The sequence below is a fragment of the Sphingomonas sp. genome (genome assembly GCF_017745215.1).
In the GTDB taxonomy this organism is placed as follows: domain Bacteria; phylum Pseudomonadota; class Alphaproteobacteria; order Sphingomonadales; family Sphingomonadaceae; genus Sphingomonas.
The window spans coordinates 68,717-86,065 of sequence record NZ_JAGHZV010000017.1 but is presented as its reverse complement, the minus strand read 5'-3'; the positions used below and the strand labels follow the sequence as shown (position 1 = coordinate 86,065).

Sequence of the window (17,349 nt, the reverse complement as noted above, 5' to 3'; positions counted from 1 at the left end):
CAGGACTTTCACTCGCCCCGCGGCACATTGCAATCGCGCTCCCGACGCGTCACGCTCCGCTCCCGAGGAGACAGGTCTTGGCCACGGCACCGGCATCCGGCGAACGGCACTATCCCGATCGCGTCCGGCTGCCGCTCGCCTTCGACCCGGACGCGCTCGCCGCCGACCTCGCCCGGCTCGCCCGCCACGACTGGATCGCGCATTTCGTCCGCCAGAACTACGAGGGGGACTGGAGCGCGCTGCCGCTGCGCGCGCATGCTGGCGCAAGCCATCCGGTGCAGATGATCTACTCGCCGCCGGGCGCGACCGCGTTCGTCGACACGCCGCTGCTCGCCGAGACGCCCTATTTCCGCGACGTGATCGCCGTCTTCCGCTGCCCGGTGACCTGCGTGCGGCTGATGCGGCTCGCCGCCGGCTCGGTGATCAGGGAGCATGAGGACAACGACCTCGCCGCCGAGCGCGGCTGGGCGCGAATCCATGTGCCGGTGACGACCAACCCGGGGGTCGAATTCTTCCTCAACGGCGAGCCCGTGACGATGCGGGCGGGCGAGGCCTGGTACCTGCGGCTGAGCGACCCCCACCGCGCCGCCAATCGCGGCGAGACCGACCGCGTGCACCTCGTGATCGACGCGCAGCTCGACGACTGGCTCGCCGCGATGCTCGGCTGAGCATGGCCGGGGCGGCGGCGACCTGCGCGCTGTGCAGCCGCGCGATCGGGCGGCGCGCGGAATGGCACCACGTCCGTCCGAAGAGCGAAGGCGGGCGCGAGACGGTGGCGCTCCATCCGATCTGCCACCGCACGATCCATGCCCAACTGGGCAATGCCGAGATCGCGCGGGGTTATCCGGACATCGAGGCGCTGCGCGCGCATCCCGGGATCGCGAAATTCCTCGCCTGGGTCGCCGACAAGCCGCCCGACTTCCACGCGCCGACGCGGCGAAGGGGCTAGGTCTTGCCACGATCGCTCCCCTCCCTTGCAGGGAGGGGAACAGGAGGCGCTACGCCAGCAGCGCCTCGGCCTGGTCGAGCGTGTCCTTGAAGCTCGCGATCACTGCCTGGTACGGCGCAGGGCTGGCCATATCGAGGCCGGCGCGCTTGAGGATCTCGGTCGGATAGTCCGATCCGCCCGCCTTCAGGACCGACAGGTAATTGTCGCGCTCCTTGGGCCCGCCGGTGAGGATCGCATGCGCGAAGTAGCTCGCCGCCGAGATGCACGTCGCATACTGATAGACGTAGAAGCTGTTGTAGAAGTGCGGGATATACGCCCATTCGTTGGCGTAGACCGGATCGATGCCGACGTTCGGGCCGTGGTAGCGCTTCAAGAGGTCGAGGTAGATCGCGGTGAACTTCTTGCCAGACAGGCCCTCGCCCTTCTCGGCGGCGTCGTGGCCGAGCAGCTCGAACTCGGCGAACATCGTCTGGCGGAAATAGGTGCCGCGCATGTTCTCCATCTTCTGGCCGAGGTAGAAGAGCTTCTCCTCCTTGGTCTTGGCATTCTTCAGCATGTACGCTGCGAGCAGCTCCTCGTTCAGCGTCGAGGCGATCTCGGCGAGGAAGATGGGATAATCAGCCTTGTCATAGGGCTGGGTCGCATCGGCGAGCAGCGAGTGGAGCGCATGGCCCCATTCGTGCGCATAGGTGCTCATCCCGTCATATTGGTTCGAGAGGTTGAGCAGCAGATAGGGGTGTACGTCATAGGCACCCGGGTTCATGTATGCGCCGGGGCGCTTGCCGGGGCGCGGCCAGGGATCCATCCACTTGCCCGCGGTCGCCTTGGCGATGCGGCCGACATAGTCCTGGCCCAGCGGCGCCACCGCGGCGAGCACCGTCGTGCGCATCTGGTCGAGCGTGTAGCTGCGGTCGAGCTGCACCAGCGGCGGGTAGATGTCGTAATAATGGATGTCGGGCAGGCCGAGGATCTTGCGGCGCAACTCGAAATAGCGGTGGAGCTGGGGCAGGCCCTTGTTGGTCTCGGCGACGAGCGTGCGGTACACGGCTTCGGGGATGTTGTTGCCCGAGAGCGCCGCGGCGACCGAGCTCGGATATTTGCGCGCCTTGGCGCGGAAGATGTCGCCCTGGATCTTGGCGCCATAGGTCGCGCCGAACGAGTTCTGGAACTTGCCGTGCGCGGTCCAGAAGGCGTCGAACACCAGCTTGCGGTCCTCGCGGTTGGGGGCGTCGCGGTTGAGCGTATAGCCCTGGCTGTCGAGCACGACGTCCTTGCCGGTCGAGAGCTTCACCGTCGGCCAGGGAATGTCCGACGAGCGCAGCTGGCCGGCGATCTGGCCGGGCGCCGACAGCGGCGAGCCCGCGCTCGCGAGCAGCGCCTCGCCTTCGGGCGAGAGCGTGTGCTCGGCCTCGCGCAGCGTGTCGCGCAGGCTGTGGTCGAAGCGCGTCCTGAGCGTGGCGTTGGCGGCGATGAAGCCTTCGATCCTGTCCTTGCCCAGCGTCAGCAGCTCGGGCGCGACCCAGGCGGTCGCTTCGCCGAGCGCCGTGAACATGTCGCGGGCCTGCGAGAGCCGCTCCTGGTTGGCGGCGACGCGGACGTCCTCGTCGCCCTTGAGGCTGATGTAGGTGAACACCCGCCCCGCGGTGCGGCCGAGGTCGGACTGGTAGGCGAGCGCCTCGGCGAGGACATCGGCGCTGGTGCCGAGCTTGCCCTGCCAGCTGGCGATGCGCGGCAGCCCGGCGAGGACCTGCTTGCGCGCCGCGTCCCAGGTCGCGTCGTCGGGGTAGATTTCGCTGAGGTCCCACATCGGCCCGCTGCTCGCGGCGGCGGCATCCTGCGCGCGCGCCCAGGCGGGCAGCGCCGCGGCGACGCCGGCGAGCGCGGCAGCGGCGAGCGCTTCGCGGCGAGTGAGTTCGGTCATGGTCGGTCCCCCGGAAAGCTTGATCGGAAAGCATAACCTTGTCGCCCCGCGGCGCGGAAGGGAAGCGCCGGGGGCGATGCGGTGACGAAATGGAGCAGGCAGGGGGTGAAGCGGAGGGTGTTACGTCCCGACGCTCAGCCCGTTGAGGATGCGCTTGGCGGTCTCGCGGATGCTCTGCGCGGGCGTCTCGCCGGTGGTCTCGACGCCAAGCTGCTCGTAGACGCCGCGCAGGATATCCTCGTCGCCCGGCTGCTTCGACGGCAGGTCGCTCTCGGCGCGCAGCTCGGGCCGGCCCTTGTAGATCGCGTAGAGCGCATAGGCCTCGACCGCGGACTTGCGCAGCTTCTGCTCGCCGGTATCGGGCGGCGTGCGCGAGATCATCAAGCCGGGGATGTAGCTCGTCGTCGGGTCGTTGATCGCCGCGACGATCGTCTCGAGGCTCTGGCGCGCGATCACGAAGGTCTCGACGCTGAGGGGCTGGGGCAGGATCACCGCGGCGTTGATCTTGGGGCCGGCGAGCCCGCGGACCTCCATCTTCCACGTCGCCTGGATGTTGCCGAGCTCGGCCTGCGCCGAGAGGAAGGGCAGCGACACCTTGAGGTCGGCGTTCCACTTGTTGACCGTCAGGCAGAAGCGCACGGTGAAGCCGTAGCGCGCGATGCCGCCGTCGGCTTCGGGGAACTCCTTGAAGCGCGACCATTCGAGCACCACGACTCGCCGCGACGCGCCGCCGCTGACGCTGCCGATCACCGGGATGCCGAGCTGGCCGGCCTGGTTCACCGACAGGTCGTAGCTCGAGCTGGAAAGCTCGCCGAGCTCGGCGAGCGTGGGGGCGGGAGCCGGCGTGGGCGTGTCGGCGGCGAGCGCGACTTCGAGGCCTGGCGCGAGCGCCTTGATGGCCCGGGCGGGCACCGACTCGCCCACGGGCAAGACGTCCCAGTTGCTCGCCGCGGTCCAAGGATCGGCGAGCAGCTGCTCGGCCTGGTCTCTGCTCAACGGCGCTTCGTGCTGGCTCATGGACGTCCTCCCCATCGATTCTGGAACGCCCAAGGTGCGGGGGCACCAGCCGGCGCGTCGAGCGCGATCCAGTCGGAAACGGAATGAATGGAACCCGGCCAAGGCGCGGGGGTACCGGCTGGTACCCCGGGATGATCAAATGCCGATGAAATGCTGATCGTCGCGGCATACATCCGGCGTTCAGCAAAATCCGAGAAGTTGCCTGGCGGGAGGACGAAGTCTTGGCTGACGCGACGTGTCGGATCGATCTGGCGAACGTTCCCGAGTTCAGGCTCGGCAGGCTGCTGGCGCGTCCGCCGCTGCGTATCTTGGCGCGCGACGATGGGGCCGAGGAAGTGATCGAGCCGCGCGTGATGCAGGTGCTCATCGCGCTGGCCGAGGCGCAGGGCGGCGTGGTGACGCGCGACGCACTGATCGCGCGCTGCTGGGAAGGCCGCGTGGTCGGCGAAGATGCGATCAACCGCGTGATCTCGCGGCTGAGGCGCACCGCGCGCGAGCTCGGCGACGATGCCTTCCGGATCGAGACAGTGAACAAGGTCGGCTATCGGCTGGTCGCGTCGGGCGACGCCGAGCCGCGGCGGGCGCGCGCGCCGCGGATCGGCCGGCGCGTGCTGCTGTTCGGCGGCGCCGCGGTGATCGCGGCGGCGGGCGCGGCGGGGCTGTCGCTGACCGGCCGCCGCGAGCGTCCGGCGGTGCCCGAGCGCGTCCGTCCCTTCGTCGACCAGGCGATGACCGCGCTGCGCGCCGACAATTTCCCCGGCAGCAACCAGGCGATCGCCAACCTTCGCCACACCGTCGACCTTGAGCCCGGCTATGCCGACGGCTGGGGGCTGCTCGCCTATGCCTATGCGATGGCGGCGGGCTGGCGGCCGAGCCGCTTCGAGGCCGAGCTCGCAGCGCAGTTGCGCGACGCCGCCGACCATGCCGAGGCGATCGAGCCGGGCAACGGCCTCGCGCGCGCCGCCCGCGCCGCGCTGATGCGGCGCGTGGGAAACTGGCTGGCGATCGAGCGCGAGTTCCGCGCCGCGATCGCCCAGCATCCCGACAACGACCTGCTGCTCGCGACGCTCGCCAAGATGATGGTCTCGGTCGGGCGCTGCATCGAGGGGGCGGTGCTGGCCGAGCGTGCGCGGCGCAGCGCTCCGCCGGCGCCGCGCACGCTGATCGTCCGCGCGCAGGCGCTCTGGGCGGCGGGGCGCAACCAGGAAGCCGCGCGCGCAATCGACGAGCTCTATGCGCTGTTCCCCAACGACCTGGCGGTGTGGTTCACGCGCTTCTACCAGCTCGCCTACAACGGCCATGTCGCCGAGGCGCTGGCGCAGGCCGCCAATGTCGACGGCCGCCCGCGCGACGTGCCGCCCTTCGGCTTCGACACCGCGATCGTGCCGGCGAAGGCGCTCGCGAGCCGCACCCCGGCCGACATCGACGCGGCGATGCGGCTGAGCATCGAAGGCGCGCATCGCGGCGCGGGCTATGCCGAGAATTCGATCCAGTTCGCCTCGGCGCTGGGCCGGCTCGACACCGCGTTCGAGCTGGCGGAGGCCTATTATTTCGCGCGCGGCTTCTCGACCGGCGAGCAGCGCTTCCTGGGGATGAAGAGCTACACGCCGCAGAACGACCGGCAGACGCATATCCTGTTCCTGCCCTCGACCCGGGCGATGCGTGCCGATGCGCGGTTCGAGCGGCTGGTCGGCGAGCTGGGGCTGACGCATTACTGGACCCGCGCCGGCGTGGTGCCGGACTATCGGCGGCGATAGGGCCGAGCGCTTCCGGCGCTCCGCCCTGCCGGTCAACGCTCGCTGTCGAGCATCGCCATCTGCTCGGCATTGTAGCGCGTGCCCTCGGCGGCGTTGCGCGGGATGGCGGCCTCGATCGCCGCGATGCCCGCCGCATCCAGCGGCTTCGCGAGCGCGCCGGTGCTCGAGGACTGGTCGGTGCGCTTCTCCAGCCCCTTCCTCTATTTCGCCGACCGCCGGCTGATGCCCGCGCCGCTCAGGGCGTTCGTCGACTATCTTCGGGAAGGATGAGCTTCACCCCGTCGAGCAGGACGACGCGCTGCTGGGTCTTGCCGAGGATGCGATAGCCGGGCGCGACGATGTAGAGCCGGCCGGGGGCGAGATTGTCGACGACGAATTCGAACTGCTCGGCGGCGAGCCTTGCCTTGGTCGCGCGGCTGTCACGCGCTGCATAGACGAGGCGAACGGGGCGGCCGTGGTTGGCCGCGCGCCAGGCGACTTCCTGGAACAGCGCGAGGTCCGGGATCGGGTCGGGCGGCACGAGCGTGATGTCGCGCGCGCTCGCGATGACGGCATCCCAGCGCGGGTCGAGCGTGCGGACGTAGAGGCGGTGCCGCCCCGCCTCGGCGCTGGCCGCGCGGACCGCGGCGGTCATGCCCGAGAGGTCGACGATCTGGACCGCGGCCAGCGCGGCCAGGATCAGCGGCGCCCTGGGCAGGCGATAGGCGGCGAGAAGTGCCGCGAAGACCAGCACATAGGCGACCGGCCAGAACAGCCGGCCCGACGCGCGCACCGCGTCAAGCGCATTGAGGACCGACTGGGGGAGCGGCAGGCGCGGCAGGGCATGGCCGGCGAAGTCGGGGAAATTGCTGATCGCGAGCAGGGTGAGCACGGCCAGCGCCGGGACCAGCCAGCGCAGCCGCTGGAAGACCTTGCGCTGCGGCTCCGGCGCGGGCCGGCTGCGGCGCGCGTAGAGCGCAACCGGCATCAGCAGCAGGAGGCCGAAGCCGAGATACTGGAATCCCTCGAAGCCGCGGCCGGGGCGCTGCTCGATCGCGGGGAGGAAGCGCGACCAGCCGGGGTTGGCGGGGTTCCACAGCGCGTCGATCGGCATGGCGAAGGCGCCGTAGTTGCCCGCGGGATCGAACTCGCCGATCGCGCCGAGCAGCCAGGCGAGCGCCACGACCATCGCGAGGATCGCCGCCGATCCGATCGCGAGCCGCGTGCGTTCGCGGCGGTCGCCGGCATGGAAGCGCTCGAGCATCGCCGAGGCCCAGATCGCGCCGACCATCACGAGCAGGTAGCTGTGGACCGTCGCGGTGATCGCGATCAGCACCGCCCAGCCGCGATTGTCGCCGGCGCGCCTCGGATCGAGGAAACGCCGGAGTGCCCAGAGGATCAGCCAATGCGCCATGAGGTTGGCGTGGATGTAGCGGTTGGCGAGCGTCGGCAGCGCGGCGAGCAGGAACACGCCGGTCCACAGCGCGAGGCGATTGGGTGCGAAGGGCTCGAGCAGCTTCCAGGCGAAGAAGACCTGGAGGAAGAAGCACAGCAGGATCCACGGGCCGACGACCTGCGCATTCTCGGGGAGCAGCGGCGCGAAGGGCTTGAGCACCGCGCCGACCAGCGGATTGCTGTCGGTGAAGAGCAAAGGCACGCCTTCGGGGGCGTTGAGCAGGTGGGTGCGCAGCAGCCCCGGCGCCGGGTCGTGGAGCCACGCGTGGGTGCCGAGCGCATTCTCGCCATTGTCGGTCCCGCGGATCAGCCAGCCGGCGTTCGACGGATCGAGCGTCGCCGGATGGAACAGCGCGAGGAACAGCGCGAGCGGCAGGAGCAGCAGCGGCAGGCGGGGGAGGAAGGCGCGCATCTCGGGTCGGGGCATAGCCGAGCGGCGCTACATCGTGGTTAACGACAAGACAAAGGGCCGGAGGTTTCCCCCCGGCCCTTCGCATTTCCGGATCGGCTGGGCACGGGCAAAGCCCGTGCCTGGACGTCGGACAGGTTCGGCTGCGCCGACCTGCCGGCCGAGCCTGCGGCGAGTCCTGATCTAGCGAGGCTAAATCAGGCCGCCTCGGCTCAGAAGTCCATCCCGCCCATGCCGCCCATGCCGCCACCCATCGCGGGGGCGGGCTTGTCGTCGGGCAGCTCGGCGACGGTGGCTTCCGTCGTGATGAGCAGGCCCGCGACCGAAGCGGCGTCCTGGAGCGCCGTGCGCACGACCTTGGTCGGGTCGATCACGCCCGCCGTGACGAGGTTCTCGTACACGTCGGTCGCGGCGTTGAAGCCCAGCGTCGAGTCGTTGCCGTCGAGCAGCTTGCCCGCGACCACGGCGCCGTCATGGCCCGCGTTCTGCGCGATCTGCTTGAGCGGCGCGGTGATCGCCTTGCGGATGATGTCGACGCCGCGGGTCTGGTCGTCGTTGGCACCCTTGAGGCCGTCGAGCGCCTTGGTGGCGTAGAGCAGCGCCGTGCCGCCGCCGGGGACGATGCCCTCTTCGACCGCCGCGCGGGTCGCGTGCAGCGCGTCGTCGACGCGGTCCTTGCGCTCCTTGACTTCGATCTCGGTCGCGCCGCCGACCTTGATCACGGCCACGCCGCCGGCGAGCTTGGCGAGACGCTCCTGGAGCTTCTCGCGGTCATAGTCGCTGGTGGTGACTTCGATCTGCTGGCGGATCGCCTCGGTGCGGCCCTTGATCGCATCGGCATCACCGGCGCCATCGACGATGGTGGTGTTGTCCTTGTCGATCGTGACGCGCTTGGCGGTGCCGAGCATGCCGAGCGTGACGCTCTCGAGCTTGATGCCGAGGTCCTCGCTGACGACTTCGCCCTTGGTCAGGATCGCGATGTCCTCGAGCATCGCCTTGCGGCGATCGCCGAAGCCCGGCGCCTTGACCGCCGCGACCTTCAGGCCGCCGCGCAGCTTGTTCACCACGAGCGTGGCCAGCGCCTCGCCCTCGATGTCCTCGGCGATGATCAGCAGCGGCCGGCCCGACTGGACCACCGCCTCGAGGATCGGCAGCATCGACTGGAGGTTCGACAGCTTCTTCTCGTGGATCAGGATGTACGGATCGGCGAGCTCGACCGACATCTTCTCGGGGTTGGTGATGAAATAGGGCGAGAGATAGCCGCGATCGAACTGCATGCCCTCGACGACGTCGAGCTCGAACTCGAGACCCTTCGCTTCCTCGACGGTGATCACGCCTTCCTTGCCGACCTTCTCCATCGCCTCGGCAATCTTCTGGCCGACTTCCTGGTCGCCATTGGCCGAGATGATGCCGACCTGGGCGACTTCATTGGTGCCGGCGACCGGCTTCGAGCGCGCCTTGACGTCCTCGATCACCTTGGCGACGGCGAGGTCGATGCCGCGCTTGAGGTCCATCGGGTTCATGCCGGCGGCGACCGACTTCATGCCCTCGCGGACGATCGCCTGGGCGAGCACGGTCGCGGTGGTGGTGCCGTCACCGGCGAGGTCGTTGGTCTTCGAAGCCACTTCGCGCACCATCTGCGCGCCCATGTTCTCGAACTTGTCCTTGAGCTCGATCTCCTTGGCGACGGTGACGCCGTCCTTGGTGATGCGCGGCGCGCCGAAGCTCTTCTCGATCACGACGTTGCGGCCCTTCGGCCCCAGCGTGACCTTCACTGCGTCGGCGAGGATGTCCACGCCCCTGAGAATGCGCTCGCGCGCGTCGCGCGAGAATTTGACGTCCTTGGCTGCCATCTGGCTACCCTTTCAAAATACGTTTGGTTGACACGGTTGACACCTGCATTGCGGAAAACCGCAATCGGTCGAATGTCAGCCGACGATCCCGAGGATGTCGGATTCCTTCATGATCAGCAGGTCTTCGCCGTTGACCTTGACCTCGGTGCCCGACCACTTGCCGAACAGGATGCGATCACCGGCCTTGACGTCGAGCGGAGTCACCTTGCCGTCTTCCGACTTGGCGCCCGAACCGGCGGCGACGACTTCGCCTTCCTGCGGCTTTTCCTTGGCGGTGTCGGGGATGATGATGCCGCCGGCGGTCTTTTCCTCAGCCTCGACGCGGCGCACGAGCACGCGATCGTGCAGCGGGCGAAAGTTCATGGATCCGATCCTTCAGTCTGCGGGTTGGATTCGTTGCTTAGCACTCAAGATCCCAGAGTGCTAACGCAGGGCCATATGTGCCTCTCCATAAGGTTCGTCAACGGGGGACTCGGCAAATCGGGTTCGATTCGGGATTGATGTTGGAGCGCAAAGCGGGGCCCGTCATCGGCCGCAGGACGGGTTCGCGCCGCTGCCCGATCGTCATCCCGGCGAAGGCCGGGAACCAGGGTAACAAGCAACGTCACCTGCTGCCCTGGATCCCGGCTTCGCCGGGATGACGAGGTAGGACGAGAGGCAAACCTTCCTCGCGAACGTCTCAATCACCGAAAATGATGAAAATCCAGGCTTCAAGTTTAACTTGTCATTTACCATCAATATTCAACGACGATCTGAACAAAATCCAAGACGAATGATTGAAACGCGCATCGATGCTCAAGCATCAACATCGGCAGGAGATGCGCCATGACTTTGGGGATTGGCCAGTGGACGAGGCTTGCCCTCGCCTCGACGGCAGCGCTTGGCCTCGCGGCCTGTAACAGCGACGGCAGCTATCGCGTCGCCTCGGTGGGGACCACCGCGGTGGGCGCCGAGCCCGACAACAACGGCGGCGACGGATCGGGCTCGGGCAGCGGCACGGCGGGCGGCGGCAGCGCGGGCGGTTCCGGCTCGGCGTCGGGTAGCCAGGGCGGGCTCGGCAGCAAGGTGCTGGTGAGTTCGGGCAATGCGGTGATGGGGCTCTCGGGCACCCAGGCGGGCCTGACCGCGGGCATCCCCGGCGGCGGCGTGGTCGACGCGACGGTGACCGGCACGCTCAAGTCGACCGGGCAGACGCTCGTCCAACTCGGCAGCGGCGGGACTTTGGTGCTCGACGGCAATGGCGGCAAGCTCGGCGACGTCGTCTCGCTCGATCTCGGCCAGGGCAAGGTGATCGGCAGCAGCAATGCCGGCTCGCCGCTCGTCGGGCTCAACGTCCTCGCCAAGAACCCGACCACGGGCTCGCTGGTGACCGTGGGCGGCGCGAACAACAACCTCGTCAGCGTCACCGCGCCCGGCACCGGCACCGGCGGGCTGCTGAACGGCACCGGCGGCGTGCTGGGCGGGACCGGCGGCAATGCCTCGGTCACCGGCGCGGTCGGCAACACGCTCAACACCACGCTGAACGGCGCGGTCAATCCATCGGGGAAGAGCGGCGTGAGCTCGGTCACCAACGTCGTCACCCAGCCGGTGAGCGGCGTGCTCAACGTCACCGGCGGCACCCCGCCCAAGTGAAACCCACCTGCGGCCGCGCCTGTCTCCCGGCAGGCGCGGCCGGCCTTTCGCTTCCCCGCAGCTTGGAGGCTTGCGATGCTGATCCTCGCGCTCCTGCTCGCCGGGCAGGACAGCAGCGGCGCCGTGCTCGTCGACCGCGACCGGATCGACCGGCCCGCACAGCGCCCGACCGCGCGCGACCAGGCGCCGAAGCGCGGCACCGTACGCGTCGCGAGCGAAGGCGCGACGACGCCGATCCGGGGCATCCGCTTCCAGGGCGCCAAGGCTCCCGCGCCGGTCGCCCGGGCGGCGCAACGCTTCCTGGGCAGGACCGCGAGCAAGGAAACGCTTGCCGAGCTCGCCGGCAGCCTGTCGCAGGCCTATGCGCGAACCGACGTGGCGCTCTACACCGTCGCCATCCCCGAGCAGGATTTCGCGAGCGGCACGGTGACGGTGCTGCTCACCGAGGGCCGGCTGGCCAAGGCGAGCGTGAAGGATGATCGGCCCGGCCGTCACGGGCTGCTGCGCAAGCGGATCGCGCCGATGCTGGGCGAGGCGCCGCTCAGCCGCGCGACCTTCGAGCGGCAGGTGTCGCTGATGAAGGCGATCCCCGGCCTGACCTTCGAGACCGACTTCGCCGATCCCGGCGCCGACGGCTCGCTCGCGCTGACCGTGACGCCGAAGCAGAAGCGCACGCGCTTCTCCGCCGGCTTCTCGAACCGCGGGATCGACTTGCTCGGCGACGGCCAGTTCGACGCGAGCGCGGAGTTCTACGGGCTCGCGGTCGACGGCGACGATCTGAAGGTCTCCGCCTCGGCCGCAAGCGACCTGAAACGCTATCGCTATGCGAGCGGCACCTATGCGTTGCCGCTGACTGCGAGCGGGCTCACGCTCACCGCGAGTGCGGCATGGTTCGAGACGCGACCCAAGGGCGTCCCCCTGCGCGGCACCGCCAAGCTCGCGGGCGTGTCGCTCGGCTATCCGGTGATCCGCAGCTTCCACCGCGCGCTCGACGTGAGCCTGGGCGTCGACGGGATCGACAGCGACAACGCCGCCTTCGGCAACCTGATCGCGAGCGAGCGGACGCGCGCGGTGCGGCTCGGCGCAAGCTTCACCGAGGCGCGCGACCGGCGGACGGTGGCGCTCGGCGGATCGCTGTCGAAAGGCCTGGATGTCGCCGGCGCGCGCGTGACGGCGCCGCTGGCAGAGACGGGGTTCCTAAAGGCGAACGGATCGGCCTTCGCCGAGCAGCGGATCGGCAAGCCCTTGTTCGCGCGCGTGACGCTGGCGGGGCAGTACACCCGAGACCGGCTGCCCGCCGCCGAGCGGTTCGCGGTGGGCGGCTCGGCGATCGGGCGCGCGTTCGACACCGGGTTCCTCACGGCCGACCGGGGCGTCGGCGTGGTCGGCGAGCTGGCGGTGCGGCCGGCGCGCAAGGGGCCGTTCGCGACGAGCGAGGTCTACGGCTTCGCCGACCGCGCCTGGCTCGGCATCCTCGGCCGCGGCGTGCCGGGGCGCACCGACCTGGCGATCGCCTCCGCGGGGGTGGGGGCAAGGCTGCGTTTCAAGGACAAGGGCGAGATCGGGCTGGAGGGGGCGAGGGCGATCGACGTGCCCGCTTATCTCACGGCCGATGGCTGGCGGGTTTCGGTGAGCTGGCGACTGTCGATCTAGGTTAGGTTTGCGCGCCTCAATCGTCATCCCGGCGAAAGCCGGGACCCAGGGTTGCAGAAGACATCCCTCGTGGCCCTGGGTCCCGGCTTTCGCCGGGATGACGGCTTTGGGCTGAAGCGCCCTCCCACCCCGGCACACCCCGACTGTCTTACCCGAATAACCCACCCGTTTACTCCACTCCCGCCATCCGGTAGGCAGGCCCCACGAATGCGACGTGGGAGCGGTAAGGTGAAATTGGTCAAAGGCGCCTGGAAGGTCTTGGTGGCGATCAAGGACGGTCTCGTCCTGGTCTTCATGCTGCTCTTCTTCATCCTGCTGTTCACCGTGCTCTCGTCGCGGCCAAACCCCCGGGCTGTGCACCCCGGCGCGCTGGTGGTGGCGCTCGACGGGACGCTTGCCGAGCAGCCCGAGGAACCCGATCCGCTGGCCGGCCTGAACGGCGGCGAAGCGGTGAAGCAGACCGGCGTGCGCGACGTGGTCCGCGCGCTCGACGCCGCGATCAAGGACGACGACGTGAAGGCGGTGGTGCTCGACCTCGACCGGTTCGGCGGCGGCCTACCGGCTTCGGTCTCCGAAGTCGCCAATGCGGTCGGCCGCGTGCGCGCGAGCGGCAAGAAGGTGCTCGCCTACGCCACCGCCTACACCGATTCGGGCTATGCGATCGCCGCCAACGCCAGCGAAGTGTGGATGCACCCGCTCGGCGGCACGCTGTTCATGGGCCCGGGCGGGTCGCGGCTCTACTACAAGGGGCTGATCGACAAGCTCGGCGTCAACGTCCACGTCTACAAGGTCGGCAAGTACAAGTCCTACGTCGAGCCCTATGTGCGCAGCGACATGTCGCCCGAGGCGCGCGAGGCGAACCAGGCGCTGTCGGGCGCGGTGCTCAACGAATGGCAGGCGGGGATCGCCAAGGCGCGGCCGCAGGCGAAGGTCGCCGAGATGCTCGCCCAGCCCGATGCGATCGTCACCGCGGCGCACGGCGATCTCGCGGCGGCGAACAAGGCGGCGGGGCTGATCGACCGCACCGGCGACCGGCTGGCGTTCGGCAAGCGCGTCGCCGAGCTCGCTGGCAAGAAGGACGACAAGGCCGAGGGCAATTTCCGCGCGATCAAGCTCAAGGACTATCTCGCCGCGCATCCTGCCTCGACGGCGGGCGACGAGATCGGCGTGCTCACCGTCGCGGGCGACATCGTCGACGGCAAGGCCGGGCCGGGCACCGCGGGTGGCGACAGCGTGAGCCAGCTGCTGCTCGAGGGCCTGAAGAAGCACAAGTTCAAGGCGCTGGTGGTGCGCGTCGATTCGCCGGGCGGGTCGGTGCTCGCCTCCGAGCAGATCCGCCAGGCGATCCTCCAGGCCAAGGCGCAGAAGCTGCCGGTGGTGATCTCGATGGCCGGCCTCGCGGCGAGCGGCGGATACTGGATCTCGACCGCGGGCGACTTCATCTACGCCGACCGCGCGACGATCACCGGCTCGATCGGCATCTTCGGCATGGTCCCCACCTTCGAGAAGACGCTCGCCAAGATCGGCGTGACCAGCGACGGCGTGACCACCACGCCGATCTCGGGCCAGCCCGACGTCTACGGCGGCACCAATGCCGCGACCGACACGATCTTCCAGGCGGTGATCGACCAGGGCTATCGCAACTTCATCACCCGCGTCGCCGAGGCGCGCAAGATGACGCTCGCGCGCGTCGACGAGATCGGCCAGGGCCGCGTCTGGATCGGCGTGACTGCGCAGCAGCTGGGCCTTGTCGACAAGTTCGGCGGGATCGACGATGCGGTTGCCGAGGCGGCGCGGCGCGCGGGGCTCGACCCGGCGAAGGTCCATCCGGTCTATCTCGCCAAGGCGCCCGACGCGTGGAAGTCGTTCCTCAACGACGTGCTGGGCGGCGGCGACGACGACGGCAGCGACTGGACCGACGAGCCGGGCGGCGACGATGCCTTCGCCAAGCTCGCGGGCGCGCGCCAGGCGATCGCGGCGCAGGCGATCGGCGACGTCCGCCGGCTCGCGAGCGTGCAGGGCGCGCAGGCGCGCTGCCTCGAGTGCGGCGGGCTCGCGCCCGTGGTGGTGCGGCGGAGCGACCTGAGCCTGCTCGAACTCGTGCTGGCGAAGTTCGGCGGATGATCGGAATCAGCATCCGCGCCGCCAAATCCGAGGACGCCGCGGCGATCGCCGCCATCTACGCGCCCTATGTGCTGACGGGCACGGTCAGCTTCGAGTTCGAGCCGCCCGACGCCGCGGCGATGCAGGCACGGATGGAGGCGTCGTGCGGGCTGTTCCCGTGGATCGTCGCGACGAATTCGGAAGGCGTGGGGGTGCTCGGCTATGCCTATGCGACCAAGTTCCGCGAGCGGCCGGCGTATCGCTATGTCGTCGAGACCTCGGTCTATGTCTCGGGCGCGGCGCAGGGGCAGGGGCTGAGCCGGCTGCTCTACGAGGCGCTGCTCACCACGCTCAGGACGCAGGGCTTCACCCAGGCGATTGCGGTGATCTCGCTACCCAACGAGAGCTCGATCAAGGCGCATGAGGCGGTCGGTTTCCGCCGCGCGGGCCAGCTGCGCGAGATCGGCTTCAAGGAAGGCCGCTGGGTCGACATCGGCATGTGGCAGCGCGAGCTCAACGACAGCGCGATCCCGCCGGTGGAGCCCAAGCCGTTCAGCGAAGTGGGCGTGGTGCGGGGGTAGTCCCGCGCTTTCGATTGCATCCTGAGTCGTCATCCCGGCTTTCGCCGGGATGACGGCCTATGGGGAGTGTGGAGGCCTGCCTATTTCGCCTCGGCCTGCTGCGCCGGATCGCGGCACGCCTTGATCGTGCCCGGCTCGGGCCGCTCGCCCTTCGTCCGGAACAGCGCGATATAGCCGCCGGCCGAGGGCATCGGCGCCATCGACACCTGCTCGAACCCCACCGCGGCGAACTCGCACTTCAGCAGCGCCGGCGGGGTGCCGTGGTTCTGCGTCGGCCGGTCGGCATCGACCACCACCACCATCCCGTCGGGCTTGAGCGAGGGGCGCATCCGCCAGAGGAACTCATAGGGCGATTCGATCTCGTGATACATGTGGATCATCAGCACGCGATCGAAGCTGTTCTCGGGCAGCCGCGGATCGGCGGGCAGGCCCAGGCGGACGCTGACATTGTCGAGCCGGTCGCGGCTGACGCGCGTGCCGAGCTGGTCGCGCGTCTCGGGGACGATGTCCTCGGCGAGCACGCGCCCGGTCTTGCCGACGCGCGGGCTCAGGCGGATCGTGTAATAGCCTTCGCCCGCGCCGATGTCGGCGACGGTCATGCCTTGCTTGATCCCCGCCTTGTCCATCACTTCATTGGCTTCGCCGGCGCGGTCGCGCGCATCCTCGTTCGACCAGCGCGACGAGACGATCGACGCCACCGGCCGGTCCGCGACGGGGAAGCCGTTGACCTGGTCGGGCTTGCGGTCGGGTGTCTCGTGCTGGCCGCCCTTGCAGGCGGCGAGGGCCCCGGCGAGCACGAGCATCGTGGCGAAGCGGCCGGCACGCATCAGTCGACGTCCTCCACATCGACCTTCTCGCCGGTCACGCGCTGAGACAGCGCCGCGGCCATGAAAGGGTCGAGCGCGCCGTCGAGCACGTCCGAGGGCGCGGTCGAGGTCACGCCGGTGCGCAGGTCCTTCACCAGCTGATAGGGCTGGAGGACATAGGAGCGGATCTGGTGGCCCCAGCCGATCTCGGTCTTGGCGTTGTATTCGCCCATCGCCGCCGCCTCGCGCTTGGCCAGCTCGGCCTCGTAGAGGCGCGCGCGCAGCATGCCCATCGCGGTCGCGCGGTTCTTGTGCTGCGACCGGTCCTGCTGGCTCGCGACGATGATCCCCGAGGGGACGTGGGTGATGCGCACCGCCGAATCGGTGGTGTTGACGTGCTGCCCGCCCGCGCCCGAGGCGCGATAGGTGTCGATCTTGAGGTCGCTCTCGTTGACCTCGATGTCGATATTGTCGTCGATCACCGGATAGACCCACACCGAGGAGAAGCTGGTGTGGCGCCGTGCCGAGCTGTCATAGGGCGAGATGCGCACCAGCCGGTGCACGCCGCTCTCGGTCTTGGCATAGCCGTACGCGTTTTCGCCCTTGACCAGCAAGGTCGCCGACTTGATCCCGGCCTGCTCGCCCGCGTGATAGTCGAGCAGCTCGACCTTGTAGCCGTGGCGCTCGGCCCAGCGCGTGTACATGCGCTGGAGCATCTCGGCCCAGTCCTGGCTCTCGGTGCCGCCGGCGCCGGCGTTGATCTCGACATAGGTGTCGTTCGAATCGGCCTCGCCCGAAAGCAGCGCCTTGACCTTGTCCTGCTCGGCGCGCGCGGCGAGCGCGGCGAGGCCGGCGACGCCCTCGTCGACCATGCCGGTGTCGCCCTCGGCTTCGGCGAGCTCGATCAGCTCGACCGTGTCGTTGAGCTCGGTCTCGATCGCGCGCGTTGCGCCGATCGCCTCGTCGAGGCGGCGGCGCTCGCGCATCACGTCCTGGGCGGCCTTGGCGTCGTTCCACAGCGTCGGGTCCTCGACGCGCGCATTGAGCTCGTCGAGCCGGCGCAGCGCGCGGTCCCAGTCGAGGAAGCGGCGGAGCAGCGCGAGCGCTGCGGTGATCTTGTCGGCATTGGCCTGCGCTTCGGCGCGCATGATACGGAACCTCTCAACTGTCTTCGCCCGGCCGGGGCCGGTTCAGCCCGGCGCATGGGCGCGGGCAATGCATGTAGGAAGTGCGG

15 protein-coding genes are annotated in these 17,349 nt (G+C 69.2%); 8 read left to right on the top strand and 7 right to left on the bottom strand.

Going from position 1 to position 17,349, the window contains the following annotated elements; all coding sequences use genetic code 11:
- Positions 1 to 77 precede the first annotated feature (77 nt).
- Together J7495_RS16080 and J7495_RS16075 are read left to right on the top strand one after the other, a co-directional pair.
- Positions 78 to 668, top strand: coding sequence for an aspartyl/asparaginyl beta-hydroxylase domain-containing protein (locus J7495_RS16080; protein ID WP_294057764.1), 591 nt, complete (start codon positions 78 to 80; stop codon positions 666 to 668).
- A gap of 2 nt (positions 669 to 670) precedes the next feature.
- Positions 671 to 949, top strand: a complete 279-nt coding sequence (locus tag J7495_RS16075) for an HNH endonuclease (RefSeq protein WP_294057762.1) — start codon at positions 671 to 673, stop codon at positions 947 to 949.
- A gap of 49 nt (positions 950 to 998) precedes the next feature.
- On the opposite strand, the gene pepF is transcribed toward J7495_RS16075, so the two are convergent.
- Both pepF and J7495_RS16065 read right to left on the bottom strand, forming a co-directional pair.
- Positions 999 to 2,870, bottom strand: a complete 1,872-nt coding sequence (gene pepF, locus J7495_RS16070) for an oligoendopeptidase F (RefSeq protein WP_294057761.1) — start codon at positions 2,868 to 2,870, stop codon at positions 999 to 1,001.
- Positions 2,871 to 2,990: 120 nt separating this feature from the next.
- A complete protein-coding gene (locus J7495_RS16065; protein WP_294057760.1) occupies positions 2,991 to 3,887 on the bottom strand; it encodes a hypothetical protein in 897 nt (298 codons plus the stop codon).
- A gap of 221 nt (positions 3,888 to 4,108) precedes the next feature.
- On the opposite strand from J7495_RS16065, the gene J7495_RS16060 reads away from it, so the two are divergent.
- Together J7495_RS16060 and J7495_RS16055 are read left to right on the top strand one after the other, a co-directional pair.
- Positions 4,109 to 5,644, top strand: a complete 1,536-nt coding sequence (locus J7495_RS16060; protein ID WP_294057758.1) for a winged helix-turn-helix domain-containing protein — start codon at positions 4,109 to 4,111, stop codon at positions 5,642 to 5,644.
- 102 nt (positions 5,645 to 5,746) lie between these two features.
- Positions 5,747 to 5,914 carry a hypothetical protein gene (locus J7495_RS16055; RefSeq protein ID WP_294057757.1) on the top strand — a complete coding sequence of 56 codons (168 nt, stop codon included), beginning with the start codon at positions 5,747 to 5,749 and terminating at the stop codon, positions 5,912 to 5,914.
- Here the strand turns inward: J7495_RS16055 and J7495_RS16050 are convergent.
- From J7495_RS16050 to groES, 3 genes are all read right to left on the bottom strand, one after another.
- Complete coding sequence (locus tag J7495_RS16050; RefSeq protein WP_294057755.1) at positions 5,880 to 7,505, bottom strand: DUF6311 domain-containing protein; 1,626 nt, start codon at positions 7,503 to 7,505, stop codon at positions 5,880 to 5,882. The genes J7495_RS16055 and J7495_RS16050 overlap by 35 nt on opposite strands.
- Before the next feature lie 194 nt (positions 7,506 to 7,699).
- Entirely contained in the window at positions 7,700 to 9,340 is a 1,641-nt protein-coding gene (gene groL / locus J7495_RS16045; protein WP_294057754.1) for a chaperonin GroEL, read from the bottom strand.
- Positions 9,341 to 9,415: 75 nt separating this feature from the next.
- Entirely contained in the window at positions 9,416 to 9,703 is a 288-nt protein-coding gene (gene groES / locus J7495_RS16040; protein ID WP_066590981.1) for a co-chaperone GroES, read from the bottom strand.
- Between the two features lie 462 nt (positions 9,704 to 10,165).
- Here groES and J7495_RS16035 point away from each other — a divergent pair, with 462 nt between their 5' ends.
- The 4 genes from J7495_RS16035 to J7495_RS16020 all read left to right on the top strand — a co-directional run bounded on the left by J7495_RS16035 (position 10,166) and on the right by J7495_RS16020 (position 15,309).
- On the top strand, positions 10,166 to 10,972 hold the full coding sequence (locus J7495_RS16035; RefSeq protein WP_294057753.1) for a hypothetical protein: 807 nt from the start codon (positions 10,166 to 10,168) through the stop codon (positions 10,970 to 10,972).
- A 75-nt stretch (positions 10,973 to 11,047) separates the two neighbouring features.
- Complete coding sequence (locus tag J7495_RS16030) at positions 11,048 to 12,625, top strand: ShlB/FhaC/HecB family hemolysin secretion/activation protein (protein WP_294057752.1); 1,578 nt, start codon at positions 11,048 to 11,050, stop codon at positions 12,623 to 12,625.
- Between the two features lie 228 nt (positions 12,626 to 12,853).
- Positions 12,854 to 14,749: a signal peptide peptidase SppA gene (gene sppA, locus J7495_RS16025; protein ID WP_294057750.1), complete on the top strand. Its 1,896-nt coding sequence runs from the start codon at positions 12,854 to 12,856 to the stop codon at positions 14,747 to 14,749.
- Positions 14,746 to 15,309, top strand: a complete 564-nt coding sequence (locus tag J7495_RS16020) for a GNAT family N-acetyltransferase (protein WP_294057749.1) — start codon at positions 14,746 to 14,748, stop codon at positions 15,307 to 15,309. Before sppA ends, J7495_RS16020 begins: the two co-directional genes overlap by 4 nt.
- Positions 15,310 to 15,389: 80 nt before the next feature.
- Here the strand turns inward: J7495_RS16020 and J7495_RS16015 are convergent, their stop codons facing one another.
- Positions 15,390 to 16,136, bottom strand: a complete 747-nt coding sequence (locus tag J7495_RS16015; RefSeq protein ID WP_294057748.1) for a methyltransferase domain-containing protein — start codon at positions 16,134 to 16,136, stop codon at positions 15,390 to 15,392.
- Positions 16,136 to 17,263 (bottom strand): peptide chain release factor 2, encoded by a 1,128-nt coding sequence (prfB, locus tag J7495_RS16010; protein WP_294057747.1) that lies wholly within the window; start codon positions 17,261 to 17,263, stop codon positions 16,136 to 16,138. Before prfB ends, J7495_RS16015 begins: the two co-directional genes overlap by 1 nt.
- Positions 17,264 to 17,349 lie beyond the last annotated feature (86 nt).